Raw genomic sequence first — 23313 nt, 5'->3', positions numbered from 1 at the left:
GCCCAGCTCTATAGCCAAAAAAGCTACAAAGTAGAACATTCAAAGGTAGTGACAGTATCGCGGTCCCAATCTTCCCATAGATAGGCATCCTGACGCTTCTCTGCAATCAATCTCATCGCATAGCGGACTTGATCTTCATACAGTTCACAGAAGGCCCCAGGGCGATCCATTCCTCCATTCATCTCATAAGCTTCTGCGGGACAAGGAGAGCCACAGAAGTGGCGAACGGCACAGCGGAAACAGGGATCGATATCTTCTACTTTCCTTCCTGTGACCATGGTGAAGGCCGAGGACTTTAGGACTCCAGCGAGATCATCCCGGAAGAGATTGCCCCCATTGAAGGCGGGAAGGCCAAGGAATTCGCTGCACGGAAACACATCTCCATTTGCAGAGACCGCAAAGAAGCACCGGCCGCCACCACAGGGGGAGATATCGCACATCAAGCGTCGTGCCTGCGGTGCAAGGATTGCTATGAGAATATTGGCGAAGTTTGCCACAATCAGGCGGCGGCCGGTTTCCCGATAGAGCTCTTCGGTACGATGCAGTGCTTCTAGATAGTGGTGGCTAATGACCTCATCTGCAGGTTTAATATTGCGTGCTCCCTGACGAGTGCAACGGACAGGATTGAGCATGCAAGTTGTAACTCCATGTTGATGGAAGAATTCAACTGTCGGGACCAGCTGTTCCAGATTCTCCTGGGTTACAGTGCAGATGACAGAGTAATTGGAGTAACCACGTAATTTTTCCATGGCAGCAACAACCTTGGTGTAAATGCCATGGCCGTCCCAGGTTTTGCGCGTACGACTGGCAATATCTTCCAATGCGGAATCAAGAGATAGGCCAATGGCGACGTTCCTTTCCATCAAGGAATCATATTGAGCGTCATCTAATACTGTGCCATTGGTCTGAATGCCGAAACGGAAATCATTGCCATATCGATCGAACGCTGCCAGCATCGCTTCCCAATTCAATGTGGGCTCAGCTCCGTGAAAGATTATTTGAGGCTTGTATCCTTCAGGCAAAGTTACCCGGAAGTACTGCTTCAATTTCTCCATGGCCACTAGTACCTGATCTACTGGCATATGTTGGCCATTGTGACGCGTTGTATCCGGCAAATAGCAGTACGAGCAATTCAGATTGCAGCGCTCCGTAGGGTTGAAGTACACGGCAGAGGGCCGCACATCGAAGCGAAGCCGGGCCATCTCCTCTGCAAAACTGCTGGCCTTTTGTTTGTATTGCTGCAGGAATGTGCTGGAGGTCAACGCTTCTCCGAGTTTCTCTTTTTGGATGAGTGCCCAAAAGGCCGTGTCGGGATCAACCAAGCCAATGTACTCGTCGTGGCCGATATCGATTGGTTGAAGTGTGCTTCCTTTACCTGTGTTGAAATACAATCCGCGTGACGAGCTGTTGTGACCCTTTGCTTCCAGTCCCATGAGGAGGCGATCCTTTTCTTTGTCTTAACTCTGGGGCGGATAGGTGTTTGACTATCCGCCGTGCGTAAAGCTATTGTCGGTAGCTTCTATTTTTTTGTTTCGGTCATGACGTAGTGAGATAAACCCGTGCCGCTCGCTGTACAACTTTTTCGCGTGGCAATGACCGGTTGTCTGGGTTCGTTCTTCTTGGACTTCATCACGTCACCTCCTTCCTCGAAAAATGGAATAACAAAGCCGAACGCGAGATTCCTTACTGGTGCAGAGATCTGGCCGATTTCGGCAGAAGATCCTCCGGTCCGGAAGAGGGAATCGCGAATACGAATAATTGTTGTCGCAGGATCTTTTCGCTGGCAGGAAGGATATTCTCTCCAAAAAACGAAAAACCCACATCCCCGTTTTCCACGCGGAGATCGTTGAGTCGCGGTTTCGGTCAGGTGTTCTGGCTCGCAAGTTCAGAGAGCTTAATGCTTGCTCTCAATGGAAGCTTCCACCTTCCCCGGCATTTCTGACGAGTGGTAAATAGGAAGCTGCCTTCTCGCTTACAGCGGCGGGACCGCTCCGGTTTTTCACCGGAATTCCCTGTTGCCTTTGGAGGGCAACCCGAAACCAAATCTAGATGTCAGGGGAAATTTTATAGAGAGCGGGTGGGGTGGACAATAGTCCAGATCACAGAATGATGTTTAGGTTCATGCGTGTCAGGATCTGAAACTGTCGCCGTGCTTCCTCAGCTGAGAGGCACAGCTTCCTATGAGAGAAAGCTGCGCAATTTCTTGAGGTTTCGATTCAAGCTTTTGCCTGAAGCTGCTGGCCTATATGCTCTTCCCGCTTTGATCAACAATGTGCCAGCCATCGTCGAACTTCTCGAAGAGGATTGTTGCCGGCTCTTCTGCTGAGTCTGGATGAGAGGTGAGGAACTGCTCCCACCTAGCGCGGTAGTCACTTAGGGCTTGGCTGTAAGGATCTCCGCCCGGTCTGGCGTATGGTTTAAGTTCTGTGCCGAACTGGGTTAGCTTCCACGAAATCAGAATGCCAACCTTGGCGCGCTTATCATCCTGGTATATGCCGCTAATCTTGAAGTCCTTGCCAATTTCAACGAGGGGAGGAATGTTACATTGATCGGGCTTCGGCATGGGATAGCAACTGAATCCGGTGCTATAGTCACGCGTTGAAGCGGAATCTGTGGGGCTGCCTGTCTTTGGCGTCAACCGTATTGTGCGTGAATGGGGATAGTGCAACGTCACTCCGGATACAGTTTTACTTTGAGGATCCTCTTCTTGTACGGTTATGTATCCGAGTTTGCTCAATGACTCCAGCAGGGGTCCGTAAAAAATCTCTTCTTTTGATGGTCCTCCATTACCACTCGGCGAACCATATGGCTGATGTTCTGCCAACGGAAATGCCTCTGAGTCTGTAGCTTCGCCCATACCTTCGATCTTATAGCCGGGGATAGCTCCAGATATCTTGTTATCTCCAGCGGCATGTAACTTCAGCTGGGCCTCAATCATGCGCTTGGCATCTCGTTGAGTCAATTTGCCCGAACAGCCCGACATGAGACAGACAACGACTAGGGTTGGCAAAATGCCAACGCGGGACAAGAATGCCCGAGAAAACATGGAAGCTCCTCAATTGGTTTGTGTCAATGATACATATTGGCTGAGGCAGTGCGGTAGAAATGCTTCGCTGGAAAAGCCCGTCTTTATTACTAACGTAATGATTGTCTGATGAAAAATGCCTAGAAAAATCTAATAATTGCTTGGGTGATGAATATTCCCGATGTGGGGCATAGCTGAATCTCTTTAGACTTTGCTTGAAATCACCATAGATGCAAAATCCAGATTCCCGATTATCTCAGACGAGAGATCTGATGAGAATTGATCTTGAAGTTCTCAGGTGTGAACGGAAGATAGCTTTCTTGCGTCGGCCTTGTTGGTTATTGTTATGTTCACTAAAGAACATGCGAATCCAGTTAAGTAGTAGCCATGATGGGAGGCTTTGAAGTATCAGGATCGGCATACCATCCCTTACAGGATCATTCCAGTGCATTCGCCGAAGCCGATTCTTGGCAGCCCTTCCTTTTCCGTAACAGCACGGAAGAGAATCTGATCTCCTCTTTCCAAAAACACCCGTGTTTCGCCGCTGGGCAAGCGCACCGGATCGGGATTGTGCCGCTTTTCTAGAAGGCATCCTTCGGAACCGGAATCTGGACCGGAGATGGTGCCGGTTGCCAGCAGATCTCCACAGCGCAGATTGCAGCCGTTACTGGTATGGTGGGCCACCAGTTGAGATAGAGTCCAATAGAGGTCGCTCAAATTACTACGGCTGAGCCTCATTGGATCGATATTCATGCGGCGCATTTGCTCGGATTGGATGTATACCTCAAGCGTTAGGTCTATGCTATCTCGCTCAGGCGTAGAAGAGGCGAGGTGTGGCAGCGGGGCTGGATCTCCTTCCGGCCGCGATGGCGTGGGGACGCGGTAGGGTTCAAGTGCTTCCAAGGAAACTACCCAGGGAGAGATTGTTGTCGCAAAGCTCTTCGCCAGGAAAGGGCCCAGAGGCTGGTACTCCCAGGATTGAATGTCGCGCGCTGACCAGTCGTTAATCAGACATAGTCCGAAAATGTGTTTCTCTGCGTTGTCAACAGGAATACTGTGTCCAAGACGATTTCCAGTGCCAACAAAGACGCCGATTTCCAGCTCATAATCGAGCGATTTTGTCGGCCCGAAGACAGGTGCGGTATCGCTGGGAGCCTTGGTTTGGCCACAGGGACGATGGATGTTTTCACCGCTGATGACAATAGAAGATGCACGGCCATGATAGCCGATGGGAACATACTTATAATTCGGCAGTAGCGGGTTATCGGGACGGAAGAGCCTGCCGACGCGAAGAGCATGATGGATGCCTGCATAGAAGTCGGTATAGTCACCGATATTTGCTGGAAGTTGCATCTTTACTTCGTTCATAGGAACGAGTAGCGATTCCACATCGGTTTTCTTTTCCCATCTGGCATCGAGCAAAGCCGTCACTTGCTGGCGTAACGCTGACCATGTACTGGAGCCAAGACACATCAGGGGATTGAGCACCTCAACGCGACAGGCATCGAGAGCTTCCTGGTGAAGAGCCGAAAGTAATCCTTTTTGGGCGCATGCACGGAGGTCAAGTACCTGGTTGCCGATAGCGATACCGATGCGTGTCTCTCCCTGATGACGGAAAACTCCATAGGGAAGATTCTGGAGGGGAAAGTCTGAAGTTGGATCGTTGGCTGCGGGTACCCAGCTTTCTCTTACGTCAGCCATCCCATTGCCTCCAGGTCGTGAATAGGCTCTTCGAAAGAACATGAACCGAAGCTGATGGCGAACTCCCTTCGAACGGAAAGAATTTGTTCGGTAGTCCAGTGGAAGCCTCTCCAGGAGATAGCATCCGGAGCCGTAAAGATGGCTGCCGGATCTTCTTCCTCCAGCAACTGTTTCGCTTCCGAGGGCGCTCCTCCGAAGTAAAGCAATGTTGCGGCAAGAAAGACATTTAGAAATCCGTGCATAGTTCCGGTTTGGCTATCGGTTTCGTAGGTGAAGGGGTGATGCGAACGAATCGGATGGTGTAGACCTGCTGTGACCTTGAAGGGAATGCAACGGTGGGCTAAGGTTTTCAGCATTTCGAGAATGATATCGGAGGGGGGAAAGGCTTCGGAGGTGATGCCTCCGGTACGCAGCTTTGCTCGAGCTCCGATGGCAGCGATATCGTGGAGCGTTTCGGATACAACGGGAGAGATAGGCACTTCGAAGTAAGTGGCAATTCCGGTAGGGATCATTTCGCCGAGGCGCGTGATTTCGACAAGCTGGTCGGTCTTGATCTCGATAGAGTCAAAGGGCAGTCCATCATTGAAGAGAAGCGGCAATTTCTCCCAATTGGTAGTTGGTGGGGCAATGATGGTTAGTTTCATGTCCCAAAGTGTCTCTCCTGCGATCTTACGCAATTCGGGCAGCCGATCTATATCGATGACAAAACGCCCTAGCATGGAGGCGTGTTTCCCTTTCATGTACCGCAGGTAGTTACCGAAGGCAGAACGGATGTCGAGACCGGATGGGGGGAACAGTCCGGCATAGTCGATCAGGTCGAAAAGTAAGCTGTCGATGGCACTCATTTTTTTACTGATGGCTAATCTTCCTCCGGTCTCCGCTCGGGACGGAAGTGTTTTTTGAGGCCTTGCCAGCAGACATAGTACTCGTGTTGCAGGATGCTTGTCTTCATCGCAAATTCGGTTGGACGCACAATGAGTTGAGTCTCGAACATAAAGGCCAGGGTGTTATCCAGGTACTGCGGCTTGAGCTCGGCCGCGGTGGCTCGCTCGAAGGTTTCGGCATCCGGACCGTGACCGGACATGCAGTTATGTAAGCTGGCTCCACCCGGTATAAACCCTTCGGCTTTGGCATCATAGGCTCCGGTAATCAGGCCCATAAACTCATTCATCAGATTGCGATGAAACCAGGGCGGGCGAAAAGTGTGCTCGGCAACCACCCACCGGGGAGGGAAGATGACGAAGTCGCAATTGGCTGTGCCGGGTATTGTTGAAGGAGAACTCAGAACGGTGTAGATCGACGGGTCGGGATGATCGAAAGAAACCGTGTTGATGCAATTAAAATGGGCGAGGTCATACTTATAGGGAACATAGTTTCCGTGCCATGCAACAACATCCAGCGGAGAGTGATCAATCGCAGCGGACCAGAGCCGTCCGAGGAATTTTGCGGTAATACGAAAATCTCCTTCGCGATCTTCATAGGCGGCATGAGGTGCCTTGAAGTCACGTGGATTTGCAAGGCCGTTGGCTCCAATGGGACCGAGATCTGGAAGACGAAAGGCTTGGCCGTAGTTCTCGCAGATGTAGCCGCGAGCCTGCTTTCCCGGTAACTCGACACGGAACTTTACCCCCCGGGGGATTACACATATCTCTCCGGGAGATGTTTCCAGGATACCCAGCTCCGTGTGAAGAAGAAGCCTGCCTAGCTGCGGGACTATCAGCAGTTCTCCATCAGCGGTATAGAAGAAGCGGTCAGTCATGGAGGTATTGGCCGCATAAAGGTGGATTGCAACTCCCGTTTGCATCGACGGTTCTCCATTGCCGCCGATAGTCATTATTCCATCGACAAAATCGGTAGGTTCTTCGGGAATAGGAAGTGGATTCCAGCGCAGCTGATTAGGCGTAGTGGGTGTCTCGTTAAAGGGGCCGCTACGGATGAATCGAGAGGGGATTTCCTGGTAAGGTTTGTGCGTGACTGAGGGGCGGATGCGATAAGTCCAGGTCCGTCGATTGAGTGCCCGGGGAGCGGTGAATGGGGTTCCGCTGAATTGCTCTGTGTAGAGACCTAGAGGATGCTTTTGAGGAGCATTCTGCCCGATGGGCAACGCTCCTGTAACTGCCTCAGTGGCGAATTCGTTGCCAAAACCCGATTGATACGAAATTCCACTTTCCACGGATTGGAACCCACCTTGTCGTGTTGTTATTTGCGGCTTCGAATCAAACTCTTGTAGCCGGTATTTCCCTAGCTGCGAAGTGAGATGAAAAGAACCAGGATTGGAGTGGTTGAAGCTCGATACCGGGAACCGGGTAGTGCTTGCGAAGGAAGTATCCTCCGGTTACCGGTATTTGAGCTATTATTCCCTGAAAAGTATAGGCCATTCGGCTTTCGTCCAATAGATATGGAACTACCCTGTACAAAGCCTGCAGATATTTCCTTTACCTTCTCAATTTCAAATTCTTATCGTATGCCTTGTGATACCAAAGTCTTTTCCAGATAAGAACCCTCCTCCTTTTGAGGACCCATTTTCTCTTGATTGTCGTTGGCTAGATTTTTGTAGAAATCAGAATCGGTGATAACTGTGCCGGAACACGATCCTTTTGCCCGCCAAAATACCAGCCTCGGTTTCTTTTGATTTAAGGTGTTTCCCGGAAGGTTGTTCATTGCGGGTGTCGATTCCTGCGAGAGGCCCTTTTTCTTGCGCATGCTTTACTCCACTTCAATAGAAAACCGTCTCTATAGGCGGTGGTTGATAGCTCGCTTTTCTGCTTCGTGCATTGCTTCGTAGATTTGTTCGAAGCTATTTACAACAAACAATAACTTGTGCAGCTCATCGATCTTCACCGGGGTATTTATCACTTCGTCGAGATCGAATTCCCGTACGGCACAATGTCCTTCCATAACGTTCAAGCATTCACCGTGGGAACTGATGAGTCCGCTTCCGTAAGCTTTAATTTTTCCATCTTGCCGGATCAATCCGAACTCTACCGTATACCAGAAGAGATGGGAAAGTTTTTCCAGGATTGCTTCGTCGGAGATGGATGCACAGACTCGGCCATAGCGTTCAAGAAAATCGGCAAAGACCGGGTGTGCATGCATAGGGACGTGTCCAAAGACATCATGAAAGATGTCCGGCTCAGGAGTGTACTCGAGAGAGTCACGGCTGCGCAACCAGACTGTCGTAGGAAAACGACGTGCAGCCAACATTTCAAAGAAAGCTTGCGGCGGAAGAAAACCACTCACCGGGGTGGAGTTCCATCCCGTTCTGGGTTCCAGCCGGGCACTTACATCGGAGAGATTCGGCAGGTGGTCGCGCTGTAATCCGATAATTTCAAAACCGGCCAAGTACTCCTGTGCAGCGTGCCTTTCGAGCTCAGGGAGAACGCGGCCGACGAGCTCAGCCCAGATACTGTGTTGCTCGTCGGTATAAGCGCCGTAATCTTGACGAATAAGATAGGGAGCCGCTGCGGAAAGTGTCTTGGTGGCCATATTCTCTCCTGCTACAGATTCCCGCGTGCCTGTTGCTCCCGTTCGATAGCCTCAAAGAGTGCCTTGAAGTTTCCCTTACCGAAGCTGCGGCTACCTTTGCGTTGAATGATCTCGTAGAAGAGTGTGGGGCGATCTTCCACCGGGCGAGTGAAGATCTGCAGCATGTAGCCTTCATCATCGCGATCGACAAGGATGCCCAGTCGCTCGAGTTCATCTACTGGTTCGTCGATCTTGCCAACGCGCTCCTGCAGTTCCGTGTAGTAGGTGTGCGGCACGCGGAGGAATTCCACGCCTTGTTCCTGAAGCTTACCGACGGTATACAGAATGTCATTCGTGGCTAGCGCAATGTGTTGTACTCCAGGACCGTAGTAGAAGTCGAGATACTCTTCGATCTGAGATTTGCGTTTCCCCTCTGCGGGCTCATTGATGGGAAATTTGATATAGCCGGTGCTGTTGGCCATAACCTTCGACATGAGAGCCGAGTATTCGGTAGAGATGTCCTTTTCGTCGAAGTGCTGGTAGAGAGAAAAGCCCATCACTTGGGAATAGAAGTTGACCCATTTGTTCATCTCATTCCAGCCGACATTCCCAACCATATGATCGATGTGGAGAAGTCCGACAGGCCGTGCTACCGGGTCGTTTTCGATAATACGAAAGCCGGGAAGAAATGGTCCGTCATATGCTCCCCGCTCGACGAAGGTATGAATGGTGTCACCATAGGTCCGAATGCTTGAAAGTACTGTTCGGCCATGCTCGTCTTCCAGCGTATAGGGCTCCTGCACGCTGATGGCTCCCCGTCTCGTTGTTTCCTGCCAGGCAGAGTTCGCGTCATCGACCCAGAGGGCTACAGAATGTACCCCGTCTCCATGGTGATAGATGTGATCTGCGATGGCATTGTCTTTGCGTAACGGAGTGGTGAAGACGAAGCGTATCTTCCCTTGCTGGACAACATAGGAGGCACGATCTCGCATGCCGGTTTCTGGTCCGGCATAAGCCACAAACGACATGCCAAAGGCGACACGGTAGAAGTACGCCGCCTGCCGGGCGTTGCCGACGTAAAACTCAACGTGGTCTGTGCCCTTTAGGGGGAGAAAGTCTTGATTACTTTGGGACGAAGGATATTGAGATTCCGGAAGAGTAGTAGTAGCGGCACACATAGGGGAAGTCCGTTTCTGCTGGAAGGCAGGTCGCATTCCAGCGACCCAAGCAGGATAGGCCTCTAAAAACATCACAGGGAAGGGTGATTATAAAGAAAGAGAAGCAGAAAGCTTAAGAAGCTTAAATCAAATTCGGAAGAAAGCTTCGATTCAGTGCATGCAGGGCTCCAGCTGCAAAAGCACTAGACCGCATCTGCATTCTGGCTGTTCTAGACGGAGGTCCATATGATCGGTTCATAAAGTACCTGATCGTATGGACTCCGTTGGGGAGGACATCTTAGCTCTGCTTATTGGGGCGGCTGAGCAGCGGGTTGAGAGGTGGGTGGCGGAGTGTAACTCGCTCCTAACAGCTGTGTCGGATTGAGCAGACGATAGCCATCGCGCGTTCTGATGCGGTACTTGTGTGGATTCTTACCCGCCAGTTTGACACTGATTGTTCTCCATCCGCGGTTCGGGTTCGGTTGCGGATAGTAACTCAAGGTATAGAGGTGGGCCAGGTCATCGCGAATGGAGGTGAAGGCCTGCTTTTCATCTCTCCAGCTTCTGGAGAAGTAGGCTCGGCCACCGGTTGCTTTACTCATACGTGTAAAGACAGCAGTGGAGACAGGCTCAGCCTCAGCTGCCTGAGTACTGATCATGTAGATGATGGTGCCGGTTGACTGAGCGAGTTCCTGCACATCTTCAGGCGGAACCAGGCTGGCGTTGTCGGGACCGTTGGAGAAGACGACGATTGCTTTCTTTCCTCGCAAGAGGGCAGCGTCCTTTACCGTCATCAACAACGCGTTGTAGAGCGCAGCATCGTCTCCGGCTACTGTCTTGCGAACTCCGCGCAGCACCTGCGAGCGATCGGGGGTGAGTGAGGTAACTCGATCAAGATCGCGGCTATAGGAGTAGAGCGCTACTCTGTTAACCCCTTCCAGCGAACGAACGAAATCCGAGATGGAATCCTGTGCGAAAACGAATCCGCGATACATATAGTTACTGGTATCGAAGAGGATGAATATATTAGGAGCCTCTTCAGGATTTCCATCAGGCCCTAGCCCGTCTGGTGTCGTTTGAGTTGCCGTTCCTGAGGCAACCAGCTTTGATTCCCATGGCTTGGGGTGACCTTGCGCCTGTGCCTGCAAAACATTATGTGTAGGCCCGTTGTCGATAAGTTTCAATGCCGGTTGGTTGCCCTCTTCGAAAGTAGCAAGTTTTTCGGGAATGCTGTCTTCGGTGATGATGAAGTCCTCTGGACTCAGACCGCTGACGTACCTCCCTTTATTGTCAGTAACGGCTACATTGAGCTGCACCATAACGACGTTGACGTAGATCCGAGAGGCGTCCTTCTGTGCCTTTCCTACGTCGCCGCCATAGATGGGGAAAAGTGCAAAGCAAAGATACAAAATATATTTCTTGGTCATGGTCCCTCTATTGCACGCTTGCATTTGTCGTTTGCTCCGATCTGGAGGAGGCGGTGGTTGCTGGTACTTGCTTCAGTTTGCCTTGGCGAAATTCATCGCCTGCTTCGCGCATAGCGCGAAGCACAGCAGGCCAATCTTCAAAATCGGTTGCGAAGATGTTCTCGACCGTCTGCCTGGTGAGCTCCGGAACAAGTGTGTTCAGAGCCACGGGCGAATAGCCCATTTCATCAGCGAGCCGAGCCCAATAGAGATTGCTGGACTCAAAAGACTCGGCAAACATGCGTCCTGCATCTCCGCCGAAGACAGGGAAAGGTTTCGTATTCAGCAGCTCACGGCTATTGGAATGCGCCAGCGTCGGATGCGGCACTCCGAAGTCGCGCGAGATCTGCTCCCAGGAGACTTCCTTTCCGCTACTGCTTCTTAGCTTTTCCAGTTCTTGATTCGCCGGGCCCCAGTTCGCCGACTCATCGGGGAATCGGCTGCGAATTATTGCAGCTAGATAAGAGGTGTCGGCCGGCGTCACTCGTGAGAGGCCATCGGCGGAATTGTTCGGGCGAAGCAAGGCATTCGCCAGTTTTTCCAACCGCTGCGGTTCTATGCGATCGGAGAGTATCTCCAGTACTTTATTTCGCAGCTGAGGATTGGTGCTTGCGGCAGTGAGAATTTCTTCGCCGGATTTTTGATAAAGCGTAGCTGCGTGGAGTTCGTTTTTTGTTACTCCCCACCAGCGTGGAAGTGTGGAGCTGGAGACGAGGACTGGAACCAGTTCTTTCCAGATCAATGCCTGTACGTACTTAGGAGCGATAAAGTCTTCTTCCGCAGTGGCCAGCGCATAGGAGAGATCTGCCAGAGATCCCATCAGGTAGGCTCCACCACCGGCTGCTGTTCCGACTCCCAGCAACATCGGTGCCCCCCATAGTCGCTCTGCGCCCAGAATTGAAATCCCGAGAAAGTCATGGGAGCGCACAAATAGGGGATTGTGGTGAAGCATCTGAGCGCCTGGTGGTTCGTAATAGGCGTAGTTCAAGCCCACAAGCAGGTCGCGCAGGAATGGAGATAATTGTCCGCGAGCGGATTCCAGCTTCTCCGGTGAGTTTGGTCCCTGAAGAGTCTTTGTCAGGTCTGTCCGTAGCTGCAATTCGGCGTGATGGGTAGTGTAGATCTCCGGCGCCCAGAGGATCTTTTCATTATTGGTAAAGATCGGGCGGGGAAGTTCGAATTCGCGTAATTCCGCTGCCAAAGGCAGCAGGCTGTCACCCTTCGCGCCTGTCTTCTCCATATCCTTTAGCCCATCGCTGAGAGCAAAAAGAGTATCGAGGGAGACGAGCCGTTGATCGTCCAATACCGATAGCATTCTATTGGCCAGTTCCTGATGGACATGTTGACCGTCGGGGCTATTTTGCGAAGGTCCTGCGAGCAGGTTCACAATCTCTTCCTGCGTTGCCTTGGAATCTCCTCCTGCTGTGGCCAGCAAATTCCCGAGACAGCCGCGCGTGGTGTCGAAGAGTTGTACAGGGGTCGTGACTGAGGCAAAGGGATCGACGATCTTTAGCCATGAGGTCGTCATATCCTTCGTGGAGATCTGTCCTTGTCTTGCGAAGATTTGCCAAAGTCCCAGAAGAGCTTGAAACGATCCGTCGGTGTTTGCCCGTAAAGTTTTGTTTGAGAGTTTGTCGATTGCGTCAGCGGAATTTACAAAGCGGATGATAGAGGCATCATCCAGGGCGGGAAATTCGGCAAATACCGGATACCAGGAGCTGAATTGAGAAAACTTTGTTGCGATAACTCGTAAGGCTTCAGGTGTAAGGGCATGGCCCGGACCCCGATTACGGTCAATCTCCAGGGTTACAAGATAGGTAGGGAGCGAACCGATTTCGGTTTCAACACGGGAGAGGGCTGTCATACCTTCAAAGAACTGCTCTTGGCTATCCCATATATGAGCTCGCTTATCCCATTCGCGGATCGTCTTTGGCGTTAGCTTTCGCTGCAGCATCTCCTTCCATACTGCCAATCCTCCAGGAACATGAGGATCGCCGTTTTCGTCCCAGGTGACACGTGACAGGAGAACCAACAGGTTAGGCGATCTGCGGAAGACTCCTTCCGTCGCAGGTTTATCTGAATCAAAGGAGTGCAAGGCACTGTAGGCTCGCTTTAGCCTGGGCATCTGGGTCAGATGCTTTTGTTGCTCCAGGTTGACTCTGGATAGGTTGTCGAAATAAGCGGCCAGCCATCCCTTATCTTTCGAGATCAACTTCATGACGAATTGCCCAGGAGCATCCGGCCCGGCGCCTACCAATTCTTTCCACGCAGCTTGAGCGCTCTCCCCGCCCGGAATTACTACGCGCCCGGAACGGATGGAGATTTGGCTGCCGTAAAAATCCAGAACTTGTCCGTAGGGAAGCAGGTTTTGGAGTCCAGGAGATTGCTTCAGAGCATATCTGGTCTCGGAATCCTGTTTCGAAAGTGAATAGTAAAGGCGCGCTATCGTCCGGTCGTTGATCAGAATATCCAACAGCCCACCGGAGGTCCGCCGCTGACCTGTCTTTAGCTTTGCCCAGTCAGCTTCGCTGAAGAGTATGGGAACAGCGACAGAATGATAGGGATGAACAAAAGGTGCGTTGGCCTGTAAGGCCTCCTCCAGTTGAACGAGAGGAAACCCTGAGTCGATTGTTATGAAAGCTCGTTCCGGATTTGCGGTTTCCAGCGAGAAGGACTTTGTCCCACACCCTGCGCGCAAGCGGTAGCCGAGGATTTCAATCAGTCGATTGGCGTCGCTACAGCCGTTAACCTTAATCGTTTCATCCGGACCAGCCAAGGCTTGAAGCTCTTTCGCTTGGCGAAGATAGCGGCCAACCAGTATCAGGTACTCTGTTGGCCTTGATCCCTCATATCCATGCACTGTCGCCTGGTGCGCAAGCATGGGTAACAGTTCCGGTGCAGAAATCTTAGGACTAATACCGGCCATCCGTTCCAGGGACTCAAGCGGTCCGGGTACAACGATTGTTCTTTCAGGATCTGTTGGCGCTGACGAGGGGCGATTCTCGTTTGCATGGGCATCCGGTAGGTCTGCTCTAGAAGCCGCCTGAACTACGTGGCCCGGGTAGAGAGACAGGCATGTACACACAGATATGACAGCAGTTAGGCGAAGGGACAGACGAAGGGGGAACGTTCTCTTAGAGCAGTTCGGCACCATGACGGAGACTCCTGATCTTCCATGGAATAGTTCGCTAGCCACAAGCGAAGTTGCGCGGAAGCAAAACCGATAAACTGCGATTAATTGAGACTCAGCTTAATTCCAGATTGGCCCAAAACGTACGAACTTTCTTCCGTCGTACACGGCGGCTTTCGGAGCCCGTATTCCGGTTGTCGACAATCGGAGGAGGATGACTAGCTCCTGAATAGCCCGGCGCGGACTACTTTACGACAATTCCGTGACGACTTTCTAGTGGAGAAGGAATGCAATTTAAGAATTGAAAGTTGTATGTTGATCTTTTTTTTTCAAATCGATGCAAGCCATTTTGGACTTGGACGGGAGCAGCAGCCCGTCGAGCCCCCTAGATGGAGTAGGGCCATCCTATACCTCTCGTTGGCTTGTTGGTAATATCAAAATTACAAACTAGTTACAAATATCATATTCCCGACTCTTTCTCAGCCTGGAAGAAAAGAGCAGATTGCTATTCCTGTCGCCCTTGATTCGAGAGAAATAGTTCTTCCTGTGGGTGTGCCAGGTCACGAAGTCTTTTCCGAAGATCTGAGACTATTTGGCGTATATTTCGGAACGTTCGCCGATGCTTCGATAAGTGGTTGTTTACAGCGGATGTTGCTGGCTGATCGGCTTGAGGAAAGGGGCCCCCAATGCAAGATGGGATGGCGTGTACACAGCTTGATCGTAAAGATGCCGGAAAAGAACCAGAAAGCATTACCTCTTGTGTCTTCTCTAAAACAAGTCTATCTCTATCCGGTGCAATAGGTTGTGTGTTGTTGGCGGGCTTGCTTTGGGGCCTTCTCGATAGCGCTGCAATAGCACAGCGCAGTGTCAATCAAACGCATCCCTTGCTCTGTCTGGATAACCGGGGAACTGTCACACAGATTAAATCTTTAGAAGTAGAATTCGACGTGTTTAGCGGCAGACCGAATCCTAAGTGGACGATATCCGGAGAGAAAGCGGCGAGCATTCTCCGGAATCTTGGTTCCTCACGGGAACCGGGAGATGTCCCTACCGCTGTTAGCCTTGGCTACCGCGGATTCAACCTTAAATATGGCCCACACCTTGTTCGAGTCTTCCGTGCTCGCATCATTGTTCTAGATAAGAAAAAGGAAGCAGTCTATCTGGATACTCTCGGAATCGAAAAGGCTCTCCTCTCGGAAGCTCGCGAGCAAGGTTTTGGCGATATCGTGTCCGGGCTTGAAGAGCCTTAAATATCTGGTCTTACCCGTTACGAAAAGTCTTCAGGATGTCCTAAGCGATTTTGGCCTGGGAATGGATCAGTGCTTGCGTCCCGAGACTATAGCCGGTTTGTGCTGCAACCACGGAACACTTCACCTTCAACATGAAGAAGATATTCGCATCGGAATCACGTAGGGTTTCAAAGTTACCCTGTCCCTTAGCGATGATCACGTCTGCCTTCTTGAAATGGTTTTTGAAACTCTCGCAACAATCTTCCCAAACTGTTCCAGGAGCATCCGATCCGTTATCGATCAGCTCTGCAATCTCATCAATGCGAGCGACATATGCATCGCTGAGGGTTGCATCGTTCAGAACGGGGTTGCCGCGCACCGCTACTGTTACAGAATGTTTTGGCAGTTGCTCGATCAGAAGTCTGTCGAAAATAATCTCTCCGGCATTGTCGGCAAGGTAGAGAATTCGTTGCGCTTGGGAAAGCGCTGTCTTTAGTTGGTCCAGATCCCCTGCAAAGGGTTCCGTCATAATCTGGTGGAGTGACTGTTTTACCTCCTCTTCCTTTAGATCTACATTTACTCCGAGATCGATGATATTTCCTGCGATAACGACCCTGACGGCATATTCAAGAGGGTCTTTGGCTTCGGAGATTTGTGCTCTTAAGTCCGGGAGGAGAGACAATGCCAACGCATCAAATTGCTTTTTTATATCTCGATATGGATCTGTAGCTCCGGTGAGTTCACGCAAGCGGCGGTGAATTTGCTGGCTTAGCTGAGGTGCAGATTGATTCAAATCAGATGATGCAGCGATTTGGAGAGCTTCCTTTAGGATTTGCTCGTGTACCTTGCAGTCATCTGTTATATGTCTCGCAGAGGCAAGAGCGTTTCGGACAAAGCACGGGATGCAATCTAGTGGAAGACTCATATCCAAACTCCAAGGATCTTGCGCTCAGCCCATATCCAAGAATTGGCAGACATCGGTACTCAGCACTTTGTCCGGTTCTATTTCACTGCCCTACGCATTCTAGAGCAATTTGGGATTGCATGGGATCTCTTCCGTACAAATGAGTAACTGCTTCGGATTGCTCCCGTAGCAGAACAAGATCCCTCTATTTGCAGCCACCACAGCAGTGCTTTTGTTCCTGTTTTGGCTCGGAATGACATCCGCAGGAGTGTCCATGTCCGGCTGCAGCCTTGGACATACAGAGTTGCGTGTGCTCAAACATCTGTAGAGCCTGTTGTCCGGTCAACTCGGCCGGGGCTTGCCAACCCTGGATCTTTTGAGCCTGCAGTTGTTGCCGTGCTCCTTCCCCGATTTCGGTAAAGATTACGTCTGAACAATTTTGCTTGATAAGGAACTCAACGACCTCTTTCCCGTTGCCGCCCTCGTTTTTCAGAAATCCGAATGTCCGGGTCTCTGTATCGGCGATCATGATCCATTCGGCTTTGCCAAAGTGTGCTGACAATTGAGCTTCTTGACGATTTTCTGACATCATTACTGCAACTTTACTCATGGAAACATTCTCTACTCTCAGGCGAATTCCTGTTCATTCAATGGTTATGGAATTCCAGGGCTTTGATAGATGTAATATACATCTAGATGGGGAATGTCGTCACGGGAGAAAAAGCGGTGCCAACGCGCAATACTCTAGAGAAGGAAGCGAAGGAGGCGAAGCCTGCTGTTTCAAGAGGACGTGACTGTAAACGGCACAGGGGAGAGGTTCCTTGTGTCTGTGCTATGGGGAACGTCTATCGGTTTATCGAGCCTCTCGTTTTGAGAATTCTGCAAGAGAAGAAGAAGTCCTATGGTTATGAAATAGCGGAGTGCCTGCCTCGATATGTTCTAACGGGTTCTACGATTGATGGTGCAGCGTTATATCGTACTCTTCGCACACTTGAGCACAACGGGTATGTTGTTTCTTCCTGGGAGGCGGCCGACGGACCGGCACGAAGAAACTATTCGTTGACCAAAACCGGTCATGCTCACCTGCAGGAATGGGCCAGGCTGATGCAAACGCTCGGTAAGGCAATGATCTCGTTTGCCGAGGACGTTATCGATAAATGACTAAGGGAAATTTGGCTTTGTTCGAACCCTGATCTACCCAATCATTGGGGTAGATTGACTGGGCGGTATTGTGGATCTCTTTCCCTACGTTCAGCCACAGAGGGATGAATAGTTGATCCTTCGGGAATATAGCGCGGCGAGGCCAAGGGGATTTTCCATCTACGTATAGGAGGAGTGAATCTCGTATCGTAATGTCTGCGTGGAAAGACTTCCAGAATCCACCACCAGCCCTTCAGCGACTTATGAAGGGGACCCATACAATCGGGTTTACATTTCCTCGGATCTGAAATTCCTAAAACATCGTTCTTTTTGCTTTCCTCGATGAAGAGCCCATGTTGTGCGCTCTCTTCGATCATCCACTGCAGAGGAATCTTAGCTAAACCGCTCTCTGCTTCCGGATATCCTCCGCCGATATCCGAATGTACTCCGGCAAACCAGACTTGTTCGATATCCTGCGAGTGTTTCGGATCGACTCTCCAGAGGTTTTGGCGAAAGGCGGCTCTCCTCTCATCGATGGAAATGGCATGACGGCCAATTTCGACGTCCGGATTCATTGCTGTGAAGGGAAGTGTTAGCGGGTCATACAACCAGCCGATGGAACTGACCGTATCCCATACTCCTACAAAATGTATCTTGCAGGGGCGGGAAAAGGTGGCTTTGAAGCGCCCGGCCATTTCGAAATCTTTTTGTCCCCTATTCTTTGTCTTGAACATCTTTATGACGTATTGAATCAGGGGTTCATTGCCTTTCTGGACGAGGCCATACATATAGATCATTGCAGCTAGCGCCCGGGCGCAATAGGCGCCGCGACTAAATCCAAAGATGAAGATTGAATCTCCTTCTTCATAGTTTTCCATCAAGAAGGAGTAGCAGTCTTCCAAAACTGTACTGAGACCATAGCCAAAGGCGAGGCCGCAGGTTTTGGTCCACCATCGCATGGATTTCGACAAGGCATATCGAGAGCCCATAGTGCCCAGGCCGGGGTGGTAATAGGCGATCTGCCTGCGCCCATCACAATCACTGCAGTTCAATACAGAATAGAGTTTGACCACATTCGAGTTGTTCTCCCCGAATTCGTTCCCCGTCCCGTCGATGCAGAGCGCAATATTTTTAGGCACAGCCGATCTCCTGATCAAGGTCCATTGTTATTGTTAGTTGTTAAGTTAAAGCTTAACAAACTAAGGATGTCTTTGAGCCTTTTGGGAGAAAGCTTTCCGACTTTGGAGCATTTCTTATACCGATGTATCCCCAAGCATAAATTCTTTGGCACCTTTTCTCTAAAGGCCGGGGTCTCCAGGTAAACATGTCTATACCTATACGAGAATGTGTCAGGAGATGGATTTTTGGCATTTAGCAAGAATGGAGATTACATTTCCTCCTGCTGTGCTCCGAGACTATCGGCGCACAGCAGGTAAATAGGATAGATCTGCTATACAGGCGGACCCGTAGTAAACATTGCGGCGGGAGCAAAGGTTGTCCAATGCGTACATCCTGAAAAGAAGGAGACAGCTTTTACTCGATAGCCATAGATGGCTGCTGGAGACAATCCTGTTAAGGTAAAGGAATGATTGGTTGAGATCTGTTGAACCCAAGGGGTTTGCAGGTTGAAGTTAGTCGACAAGCCGTACTCCACTCCACCATTGGTTGGCACATTGGTAGTCCAAGTGATGGTGGCAGAGGTGGCGGTAATGTGGGTAACCTGGATATTGCTGATGATGGGGGCGGAAGGAGCAGTTGCTTCCAAAAGGATCGAGCAGGAGCCGCTGCCGTAATAGCTGCTATTGCCGAAGTAGCTGGCTGCGACATAGTGAGATCCAGGACCAAGAGCGACATTCGATATTTTCAACGTTGCCTCTTGTACTCTCTGTCCAAGCAGAATGCTTGCAGTGTTACTCTCAAAGCCGGAATTTGCTACTGCAATATCAACCAAACCGTCGCCATCGAAATCGGATACGGTAACCTGCATTGATTCCCCGCCTGCTGGGTAGTTGATTGCTGGAGAAAACTGTCCCGGATGACTCGGGTCCCCCGGATAAACAGAGATTTGGGATCTTGAATAGTTTCCGATGATTAGGTCCGGAATATCATCTCCATTGAGGTCTCCGGAAGTCACAGAATATACTAAGCCGTTGGTCAGAATAAGCTGTGGTGAAAGGAATTGTCCGGGATGACCAGGATCATTTAGGAAGATTTCGAGTCCTCCGGAATTGCCAACAATGACGGTCATAGCTATATCGGGCATTCCATCTCGATTCAGGTCGCTGATGCTCAAAAGATACCCATTGTTGCCGGTAGGATAGGTTACCTCGGACAGAAATTGTCCGGGATGGGCGAGATCTCCAAGAAAAACTCCCATACTTGTAAGATTGGCTACTGCAAGATCCAATACCCCATCTCCATTAAAATCTCCGGCAGCAATCGAAAGTGGGTAGTCTGTGTCGATGAGCTTAGTTTGGGGGAGAAATTGCCCCGGATGCGCGGAGTCACCAAACATCAGTCCGATGCTGCTTTCTCCTGCGCTAGCGTAATTTGAGTTGGCAATGGCTATATCTAGAATGCCATCTTGATTAAAGTCTCCCACCGCTGCTCCGCTTGGTGTATAGCCAACCAGATACACTACTGGTGAAAGAAATCTCCCGGGATGAGCGAAGTCATTTATAAAGACGCGTAATGTATCTCCGTCCTCGCTGAGCAAGGCCAAATCCACTAGGCCGTCTGAATTGAAGTCTCCGGCAACGACAAAGTTAGGTTCGCTTCCTGCAGGGTAATTCGTTGCGGGTAAGAATTGCCCTGGATGCGCAGGAGCTCCCATAAGGACACTTAGCGTGTTGTCGGTGAAATTCGCTGTTGCCAAATCCGGGATTCCATCGAAGTTGAAATCTCCTGTGACAATTGAAATGGGCCCGTAACCGGCTATGTAGGAAGAGGGCGAGGATAGGCAGCAGGTTGTGTTGAGGTTGCTGATCGATTGAGTTCCCAAACTACGGTTATTGGCTAAATCTAAAAAAGATACTGTTCCTGTAAGACGAGGTTCTTCGCGTACATTTACGATTGCTTGAAGACTGTATACTCCCGGGCCTCCCGCTTTCGAGATTACTGTAGTACTAGGGTAGAACCCGGTAACATCTACTGTCTGTGCGGCTGAGGAACTGAAAGCATAGGCATTTGTTCCCTTGAACGTTGCCGAAAGGCCATGGGTTCCAATTCCAAGCAGCAGCTTGATTTTGGCCGTGCCGTTGCTCTGTAGTTGTGCTGTGCCCAACACGGCTCCGTCTGCGCAATAGATGGCAGATGCGTCGCAGAAGATCACTTGTCCGGGACTTACGGGTTTGCCCGAAGCTGTCACTGTTGCGGTCAGTGTAATCGACTTTCCTTGTGTCGTTGAGTTCGAGGAGAGAGTAAGTTGTGTAGTGGTTGAAAGTTTTGCTGCGAGGGATTGTTGCTCACCCTGACTGATCCAGGTTATGGAGAGAAGAATGATGGCTACTAAGAGTATCTTTGTCTTGCGCAAGATATGAAATAGCCTCCCATAGGCGAAGAAATCAAGAGAATTCATAGACTATCTCCATTGCCGCATGCCCAGCAGGAATTACCTTTTCAAAAGGCCGGTGGCGTGACAGCGGCAAAAATAGATGACTGACGAGCTCTTGCATTGGACCTGGGATTGATATGCCTTCTCCACTCGTCCCGTGAGTGAGGGAAGCAGTCACGAAAATCCAAGGCCAGCAACTGTATCATGCTTTGCTCTAGGACCGAGCCACATTTCTGAAAAAGCCTACAGGAGAATTGTTTGCGAGATATCGGCAAGCTGTTTTAGGTGGCTGCAGGGAATCAGACAGCGGAGTGCCTTGTGGCCTGACTGCAAGCATGTCTGCGGAAGCCATGGAATAGGACTTCCACAAAATTCGATAAATTTGGAACCAAAGAGAGTGTCGGGACGTATCTCCTACGAAGAGCTTCGTGATCTACGGAGGAGTGAAGAACGATGATCCATTGGCTGAGCCTTGCGGTAGGACTGGTACTGGGGGTGGTGCTTGGAATTATTGCCGATTGGAAGATTGGTAAGAAACTTCGGAAAAGAGCCGAATTGCAGGAGCTGACAAAGCAGTATGCCTCCCTGGCTGGCAATTACGTGAATCTCCGCGTCAAGGAAGACGGAACCCAGGAACCAACTGGAGCAATAGTTGAGATCAAGTGGGAAGCGACGGAAGGGCTGCTGCTGGCTTCAAGCTTCCATGATTCAGGAAAGCCGGAATGGCATAGCTATATCAAGATGAGTCCGGATTACTTCGGAATGGGTCTTGGCCACTATACCAACGTCAATTCCATCCATGGTGGGCTCCAACAGGTCATCTACTCGAAGCAAACCCGTTCCTTTAATGTTGTCGGAATCGACCATACCCGAAAGGAGTTTGCTCTTTGCTGGAAGCCTAGAAACCAGTCGTAAGCGCTTGTCACGACAATCGGACTAAAGGCCCAAAAGTGGAAATTGGCGGATAAAAACCCCGACCACTTTGCCAAGTTCCTATTCTCGTGTGCCGTGATAGGCGTCACCGCATGTCCCTATTCCTAAGCGCACCATATTGCGGGTTTTGGGGAAGTACCTGCCAAAGGCAACAGGCTGGATTTGAAGGTCATAGGCAGGGCCAGATTTTCTGTCCACTGGAGCTTGGTGGAGCAGGGAACTGACAGGGATATGTGCTGTTAGCCCCGAAGTCGGAGGGCCGACTTTGACTTGGCAAGATGAGTATCGAACCAGGAAGATGAGTGCCGTGCGGGCATTGCAAAATGTCCGGTCCGGCGATCGTGTTTGGATCCAATCCGGATGTGGGACTCCATCCACACTTGTGAATGCTCTGGTAGCCGGAGCAGACGATCTGCGGGACGTAGAGATCGTTCACATGATGACCTTGGGTAGTGCCGACTACACCAAGCCAGAGTATGAAGGCCATTTTCGACATCGTGGGCTATTCTTAGGCGCAAACGTGCGCGAGGCTGTTGTAGCCGGGCGCGCGGACTACACTCCGATCTTCCTAAGTGAAATTGAAGGTTTGTTTATAAGCGGTGCTATGCCTCTGGATGTAGTGCTCATGCAGGTGTCGCCTCCGGATGAGCATGGATTTGTAAGTCTGGGCACGACAGTGGACTGCACCCTGACAGCCATGCGACATGCCAGAACCGTAATCGCAGAGGTAAACGACCGGATGCCTCGCACACACGGAGACACCTTTCTTCATGTAAGCCACCTCTCAGCTCTGGTCGAGACATCGCGACCATTATTGGAATTGCATGCCGAGCCTGTAACGGAGCTACACCTCAGAGTCGCGCGGAATGTCGCATCGTTAATTCCGGATGGTGCAACCTTGCAGACCGGTATAGGCGGTATCCCTGAAGCGGTGCTCGCCTGTTTAGCCGATAAGCGTGATCTTGGAATTCACACCGAGATGTGTTCCGACGGAGTTATTGACCTGATGGAATCGGGCGTGATCAACGGAGAGCGAAAGTCGCTTCATCGCGGCAAGATTGTCGCGGCTTTTGTCCTGGGAACGCAACGCCTCTTTGATTTCATTCATGAGAATTCGAGCTTCGAGTTTCGAGTGATCTCCTATACGAACGATCCCTTTGTCGTTGCTCAAAACGATAGGATGGTCGCGATTAACTCTGCTCTGCAAGTGGATCTGACGGGACAGGTGTGTGCCGATTCTCTCGGCACAAAGCCCTACAGTGGGTTTGGCGGGCAGCTGGACTTTATTCGTGGAGCGGCACGATCTAAAGGCGGAATACCGATCATCGCCTTGCCTTCGACGGCGATGCATGGAGATGTTTCACGTATTGTTCCTGTGCTGGAACCCGGTGGCGGTGTCGTGACGTCGCGAGCGGATGTTCATTATGTCGTGACCGAACACGGCATCGCGTACTTGCATGGAAAGACTCTGCGCGAGCGTGCCGAGGCTTTGATTGCAATTGCCGATCCACGCTTTCAATCTGAGCTGGAAGATTTTGCGCGGCGTGCTCATTATCTGGAGCGCAACAAGGTGATCGTATGCCCTCAACAATTTGTATAGGACTGGAATC

18 protein-coding genes and 1 riboswitch are annotated in these 23313 nt (G+C 50.8%); of the genes, 4 read left to right on the top strand and 14 right to left on the bottom strand.

Features of this window, described 5'->3' with window-relative positions:
- Positions 1–23 precede the first annotated feature (23 nt).
- From cbpB to AC6I7T_RS04965, 10 genes are all read right to left on the bottom strand, one after another.
- Positions 24–1433: a peptide-modifying radical SAM enzyme CbpB gene (cbpB, locus tag AC6I7T_RS05010; RefSeq protein WP_497792222.1), complete on the bottom strand. Its 1410-nt coding sequence runs from the start codon at positions 1431–1433 to the stop codon at positions 24–26.
- 86 nt (positions 1434–1519) lie between these two features.
- Positions 1520–1630 carry a modified peptide precursor CbpA gene (gene cbpA / locus AC6I7T_RS05005; RefSeq protein ID WP_497792221.1) on the bottom strand — a complete coding sequence of 37 codons (111 nt, stop codon included), beginning with the start codon at positions 1628–1630 and terminating at the stop codon, positions 1520–1522.
- A 215-nt stretch (positions 1631–1845) separates the two neighbouring features.
- Positions 1846–2052: riboswitch (cobalamin riboswitch) on the bottom strand.
- 190 nt (positions 2053–2242) lie between these two features.
- Positions 2243–3046, bottom strand: a complete 804-nt coding sequence (locus AC6I7T_RS05000) for a hypothetical protein (protein ID WP_497792220.1) — start codon at positions 3044–3046, stop codon at positions 2243–2245.
- A gap of 408 nt (positions 3047–3454) precedes the next feature.
- Positions 3455–4726 carry a fumarylacetoacetase gene (gene fahA / locus AC6I7T_RS04995; RefSeq protein ID WP_497792219.1) on the bottom strand — a complete coding sequence of 424 codons (1272 nt, stop codon included), beginning with the start codon at positions 4724–4726 and terminating at the stop codon, positions 3455–3457.
- Positions 4714–5571, bottom strand: a complete 858-nt coding sequence (locus AC6I7T_RS04990; RefSeq protein ID WP_497792218.1) for a hypothetical protein — start codon at positions 5569–5571, stop codon at positions 4714–4716. Before AC6I7T_RS04990 ends, fahA begins: the two co-directional genes overlap by 13 nt.
- A 14-nt stretch (positions 5572–5585) precedes the next feature.
- On the bottom strand, positions 5586–6899 hold the full coding sequence (gene hmgA, locus AC6I7T_RS04985) for a homogentisate 1,2-dioxygenase (RefSeq protein WP_497792217.1): 1314 nt from the start codon (positions 6897–6899) through the stop codon (positions 5586–5588).
- Positions 6900–7459: 560 nt separating this feature from the next.
- On the bottom strand, positions 7460–8212 hold the full coding sequence (locus AC6I7T_RS04980; protein ID WP_497792216.1) for a phenylalanine 4-monooxygenase: 753 nt from the start codon (positions 8210–8212) through the stop codon (positions 7460–7462).
- An 11-nt stretch (positions 8213–8223) separates the two neighbouring features.
- Positions 8224–9369 (bottom strand): 4-hydroxyphenylpyruvate dioxygenase, encoded by a 1146-nt coding sequence (gene hppD, locus AC6I7T_RS04975; RefSeq protein ID WP_497792215.1) that lies wholly within the window; start codon positions 9367–9369, stop codon positions 8224–8226.
- Between the two features lie 287 nt (positions 9370–9656).
- Complete coding sequence (locus AC6I7T_RS04970; RefSeq protein ID WP_497792214.1) at positions 9657–10775, bottom strand: VWA domain-containing protein; 1119 nt, start codon at positions 10773–10775, stop codon at positions 9657–9659.
- A gap of 7 nt (positions 10776–10782) precedes the next feature.
- Positions 10783–13695: a hypothetical protein gene (locus tag AC6I7T_RS04965; protein ID WP_497792213.1), complete on the bottom strand. Its 2913-nt coding sequence runs from the start codon at positions 13693–13695 to the stop codon at positions 10783–10785.
- 935 nt (positions 13696–14630) lie between these two features.
- Between AC6I7T_RS04965 and AC6I7T_RS04960 the strand changes: the two genes are divergently transcribed.
- A complete protein-coding gene (locus tag AC6I7T_RS04960) occupies positions 14631–15194 on the top strand; it encodes a hypothetical protein (RefSeq protein WP_497792212.1) in 564 nt (187 codons plus the stop codon).
- Between the two features lie 40 nt (positions 15195–15234).
- On the opposite strand, the gene AC6I7T_RS04955 is transcribed toward AC6I7T_RS04960, so the two are convergent.
- Complete coding sequence (locus AC6I7T_RS04955) at positions 15235–16098, bottom strand: damage-control phosphatase ARMT1 family protein (protein ID WP_497792211.1); 864 nt, start codon at positions 16096–16098, stop codon at positions 15235–15237.
- 184 nt (positions 16099–16282) lie between these two features.
- The gene (locus AC6I7T_RS04950) at positions 16283–16687 is read right to left on the bottom strand and encodes a NifB/NifX family molybdenum-iron cluster-binding protein (protein WP_497792210.1); all 405 of its coding nucleotides are present in this window, start codon (positions 16685–16687) and stop codon (positions 16283–16285) included.
- Between the two features lie 116 nt (positions 16688–16803).
- Here AC6I7T_RS04950 and AC6I7T_RS04945 point away from each other — a divergent pair, with 116 nt between their 5' ends.
- Complete coding sequence (locus tag AC6I7T_RS04945; protein WP_497792209.1) at positions 16804–17238, top strand: PadR family transcriptional regulator; 435 nt, start codon at positions 16804–16806, stop codon at positions 17236–17238.
- Positions 17239–17279: 41 nt separating this feature from the next.
- Here the strand turns inward: AC6I7T_RS04945 and AC6I7T_RS04940 are convergent, their stop codons facing one another.
- Both AC6I7T_RS04940 and AC6I7T_RS04935 read right to left on the bottom strand, forming a co-directional pair.
- Complete coding sequence (locus AC6I7T_RS04940; protein ID WP_497792208.1) at positions 17280–18356, bottom strand: T6SS phospholipase effector Tle1-like catalytic domain-containing protein; 1077 nt, start codon at positions 18354–18356, stop codon at positions 17280–17282.
- Positions 18357–18667: 311 nt separating this feature from the next.
- Positions 18668–20794: an FG-GAP-like repeat-containing protein gene (locus AC6I7T_RS04935; protein ID WP_497792207.1), complete on the bottom strand. Its 2127-nt coding sequence runs from the start codon at positions 20792–20794 to the stop codon at positions 18668–18670.
- 429 nt (positions 20795–21223) lie between these two features.
- Between AC6I7T_RS04935 and AC6I7T_RS04930 the strand changes: the two genes are divergently transcribed.
- Together AC6I7T_RS04930 and AC6I7T_RS04925 are read left to right on the top strand one after the other, a co-directional pair.
- Entirely contained in the window at positions 21224–21685 is a 462-nt protein-coding gene (locus AC6I7T_RS04930; RefSeq protein ID WP_497792206.1) for a hypothetical protein, read from the top strand.
- A 283-nt stretch (positions 21686–21968) separates the two neighbouring features.
- Positions 21969–23303: an acetyl-CoA hydrolase/transferase family protein gene (locus tag AC6I7T_RS04925; protein ID WP_497792205.1), complete on the top strand. Its 1335-nt coding sequence runs from the start codon at positions 21969–21971 to the stop codon at positions 23301–23303.
- The last annotated feature ends 10 nt before the right edge of the window (positions 23304–23313 follow it).

It is taken from the genome of Humiphilus diazotrophicus, from assembly GCF_059726315.1.
The sequence above is the reverse complement of the archived record's forward strand: the minus strand, read 5'-3'. Positions and strand labels throughout refer to the sequence as shown.

What these genes read in the sequence shown, in the direction of transcription:
- AC6I7T_RS04930 (WP_497792206.1), top strand. Translation starts at nt 21,224, where the DNA reads ATGATCCATTGGCTGAGCCTTGCGGTAGGACTGGTACTGGGGGTGGTG.
- AC6I7T_RS04960 (WP_497792212.1), top strand. Translation starts at nt 14,631, where the DNA reads ATGCAAGATGGGATGGCGTGTACACAGCTTGATCGTAAAGATGCCGGA.
- fahA (WP_497792219.1), bottom strand. Translation starts at nt 4,726, where the DNA reads ATGGCTGACGTAAGAGAAAGCTGGGTACCCGCAGCCAACGATCCAACT.
- AC6I7T_RS04935 (WP_497792207.1), bottom strand. Translation starts at nt 20,794, where the DNA reads ATGAATTCTCTTGATTTCTTCGCCTATGGGAGGCTATTTCATATCTTG.
- AC6I7T_RS04990 (WP_497792218.1), bottom strand. Translation starts at nt 5,571, where the DNA reads ATGAGTGCCATCGACAGCTTACTTTTCGACCTGATCGACTATGCCGGA.
- AC6I7T_RS04980 (WP_497792216.1), bottom strand. Translation starts at nt 8,212, where the DNA reads ATGGCCACCAAGACACTTTCCGCAGCGGCTCCCTATCTTATTCGTCAA.
- hppD (WP_497792215.1), bottom strand. Translation starts at nt 9,369, where the DNA reads ATGTGTGCCGCTACTACTACTCTTCCGGAATCTCAATATCCTTCGTCC.
- cbpB (WP_497792222.1), bottom strand. Translation starts at nt 1,433, where the DNA reads ATGGGACTGGAAGCAAAGGGTCACAACAGCTCGTCACGCGGATTGTAT.
- AC6I7T_RS04965 (WP_497792213.1), bottom strand. Translation starts at nt 13,695, where the DNA reads ATGCTTGCGCACCAGGCGACAGTGCATGGATATGAGGGATCAAGGCCA.
- cbpA (WP_497792221.1), bottom strand. Translation starts at nt 1,630, where the DNA reads ATGAAGTCCAAGAAGAACGAACCCAGACAACCGGTCATTGCCACGCGA.
- AC6I7T_RS04950 (WP_497792210.1), bottom strand. Translation starts at nt 16,687, where the DNA reads ATGAGTAAAGTTGCAGTAATGATGTCAGAAAATCGTCAAGAAGCTCAA.
- AC6I7T_RS04970 (WP_497792214.1), bottom strand. Translation starts at nt 10,775, where the DNA reads ATGACCAAGAAATATATTTTGTATCTTTGCTTTGCACTTTTCCCCATC.
- AC6I7T_RS04955 (WP_497792211.1), bottom strand. Translation starts at nt 16,098, where the DNA reads ATGAGTCTTCCACTAGATTGCATCCCGTGCTTTGTCCGAAACGCTCTT.
- AC6I7T_RS05000 (WP_497792220.1), bottom strand. Translation starts at nt 3,046, where the DNA reads ATGTTTTCTCGGGCATTCTTGTCCCGCGTTGGCATTTTGCCAACCCTA.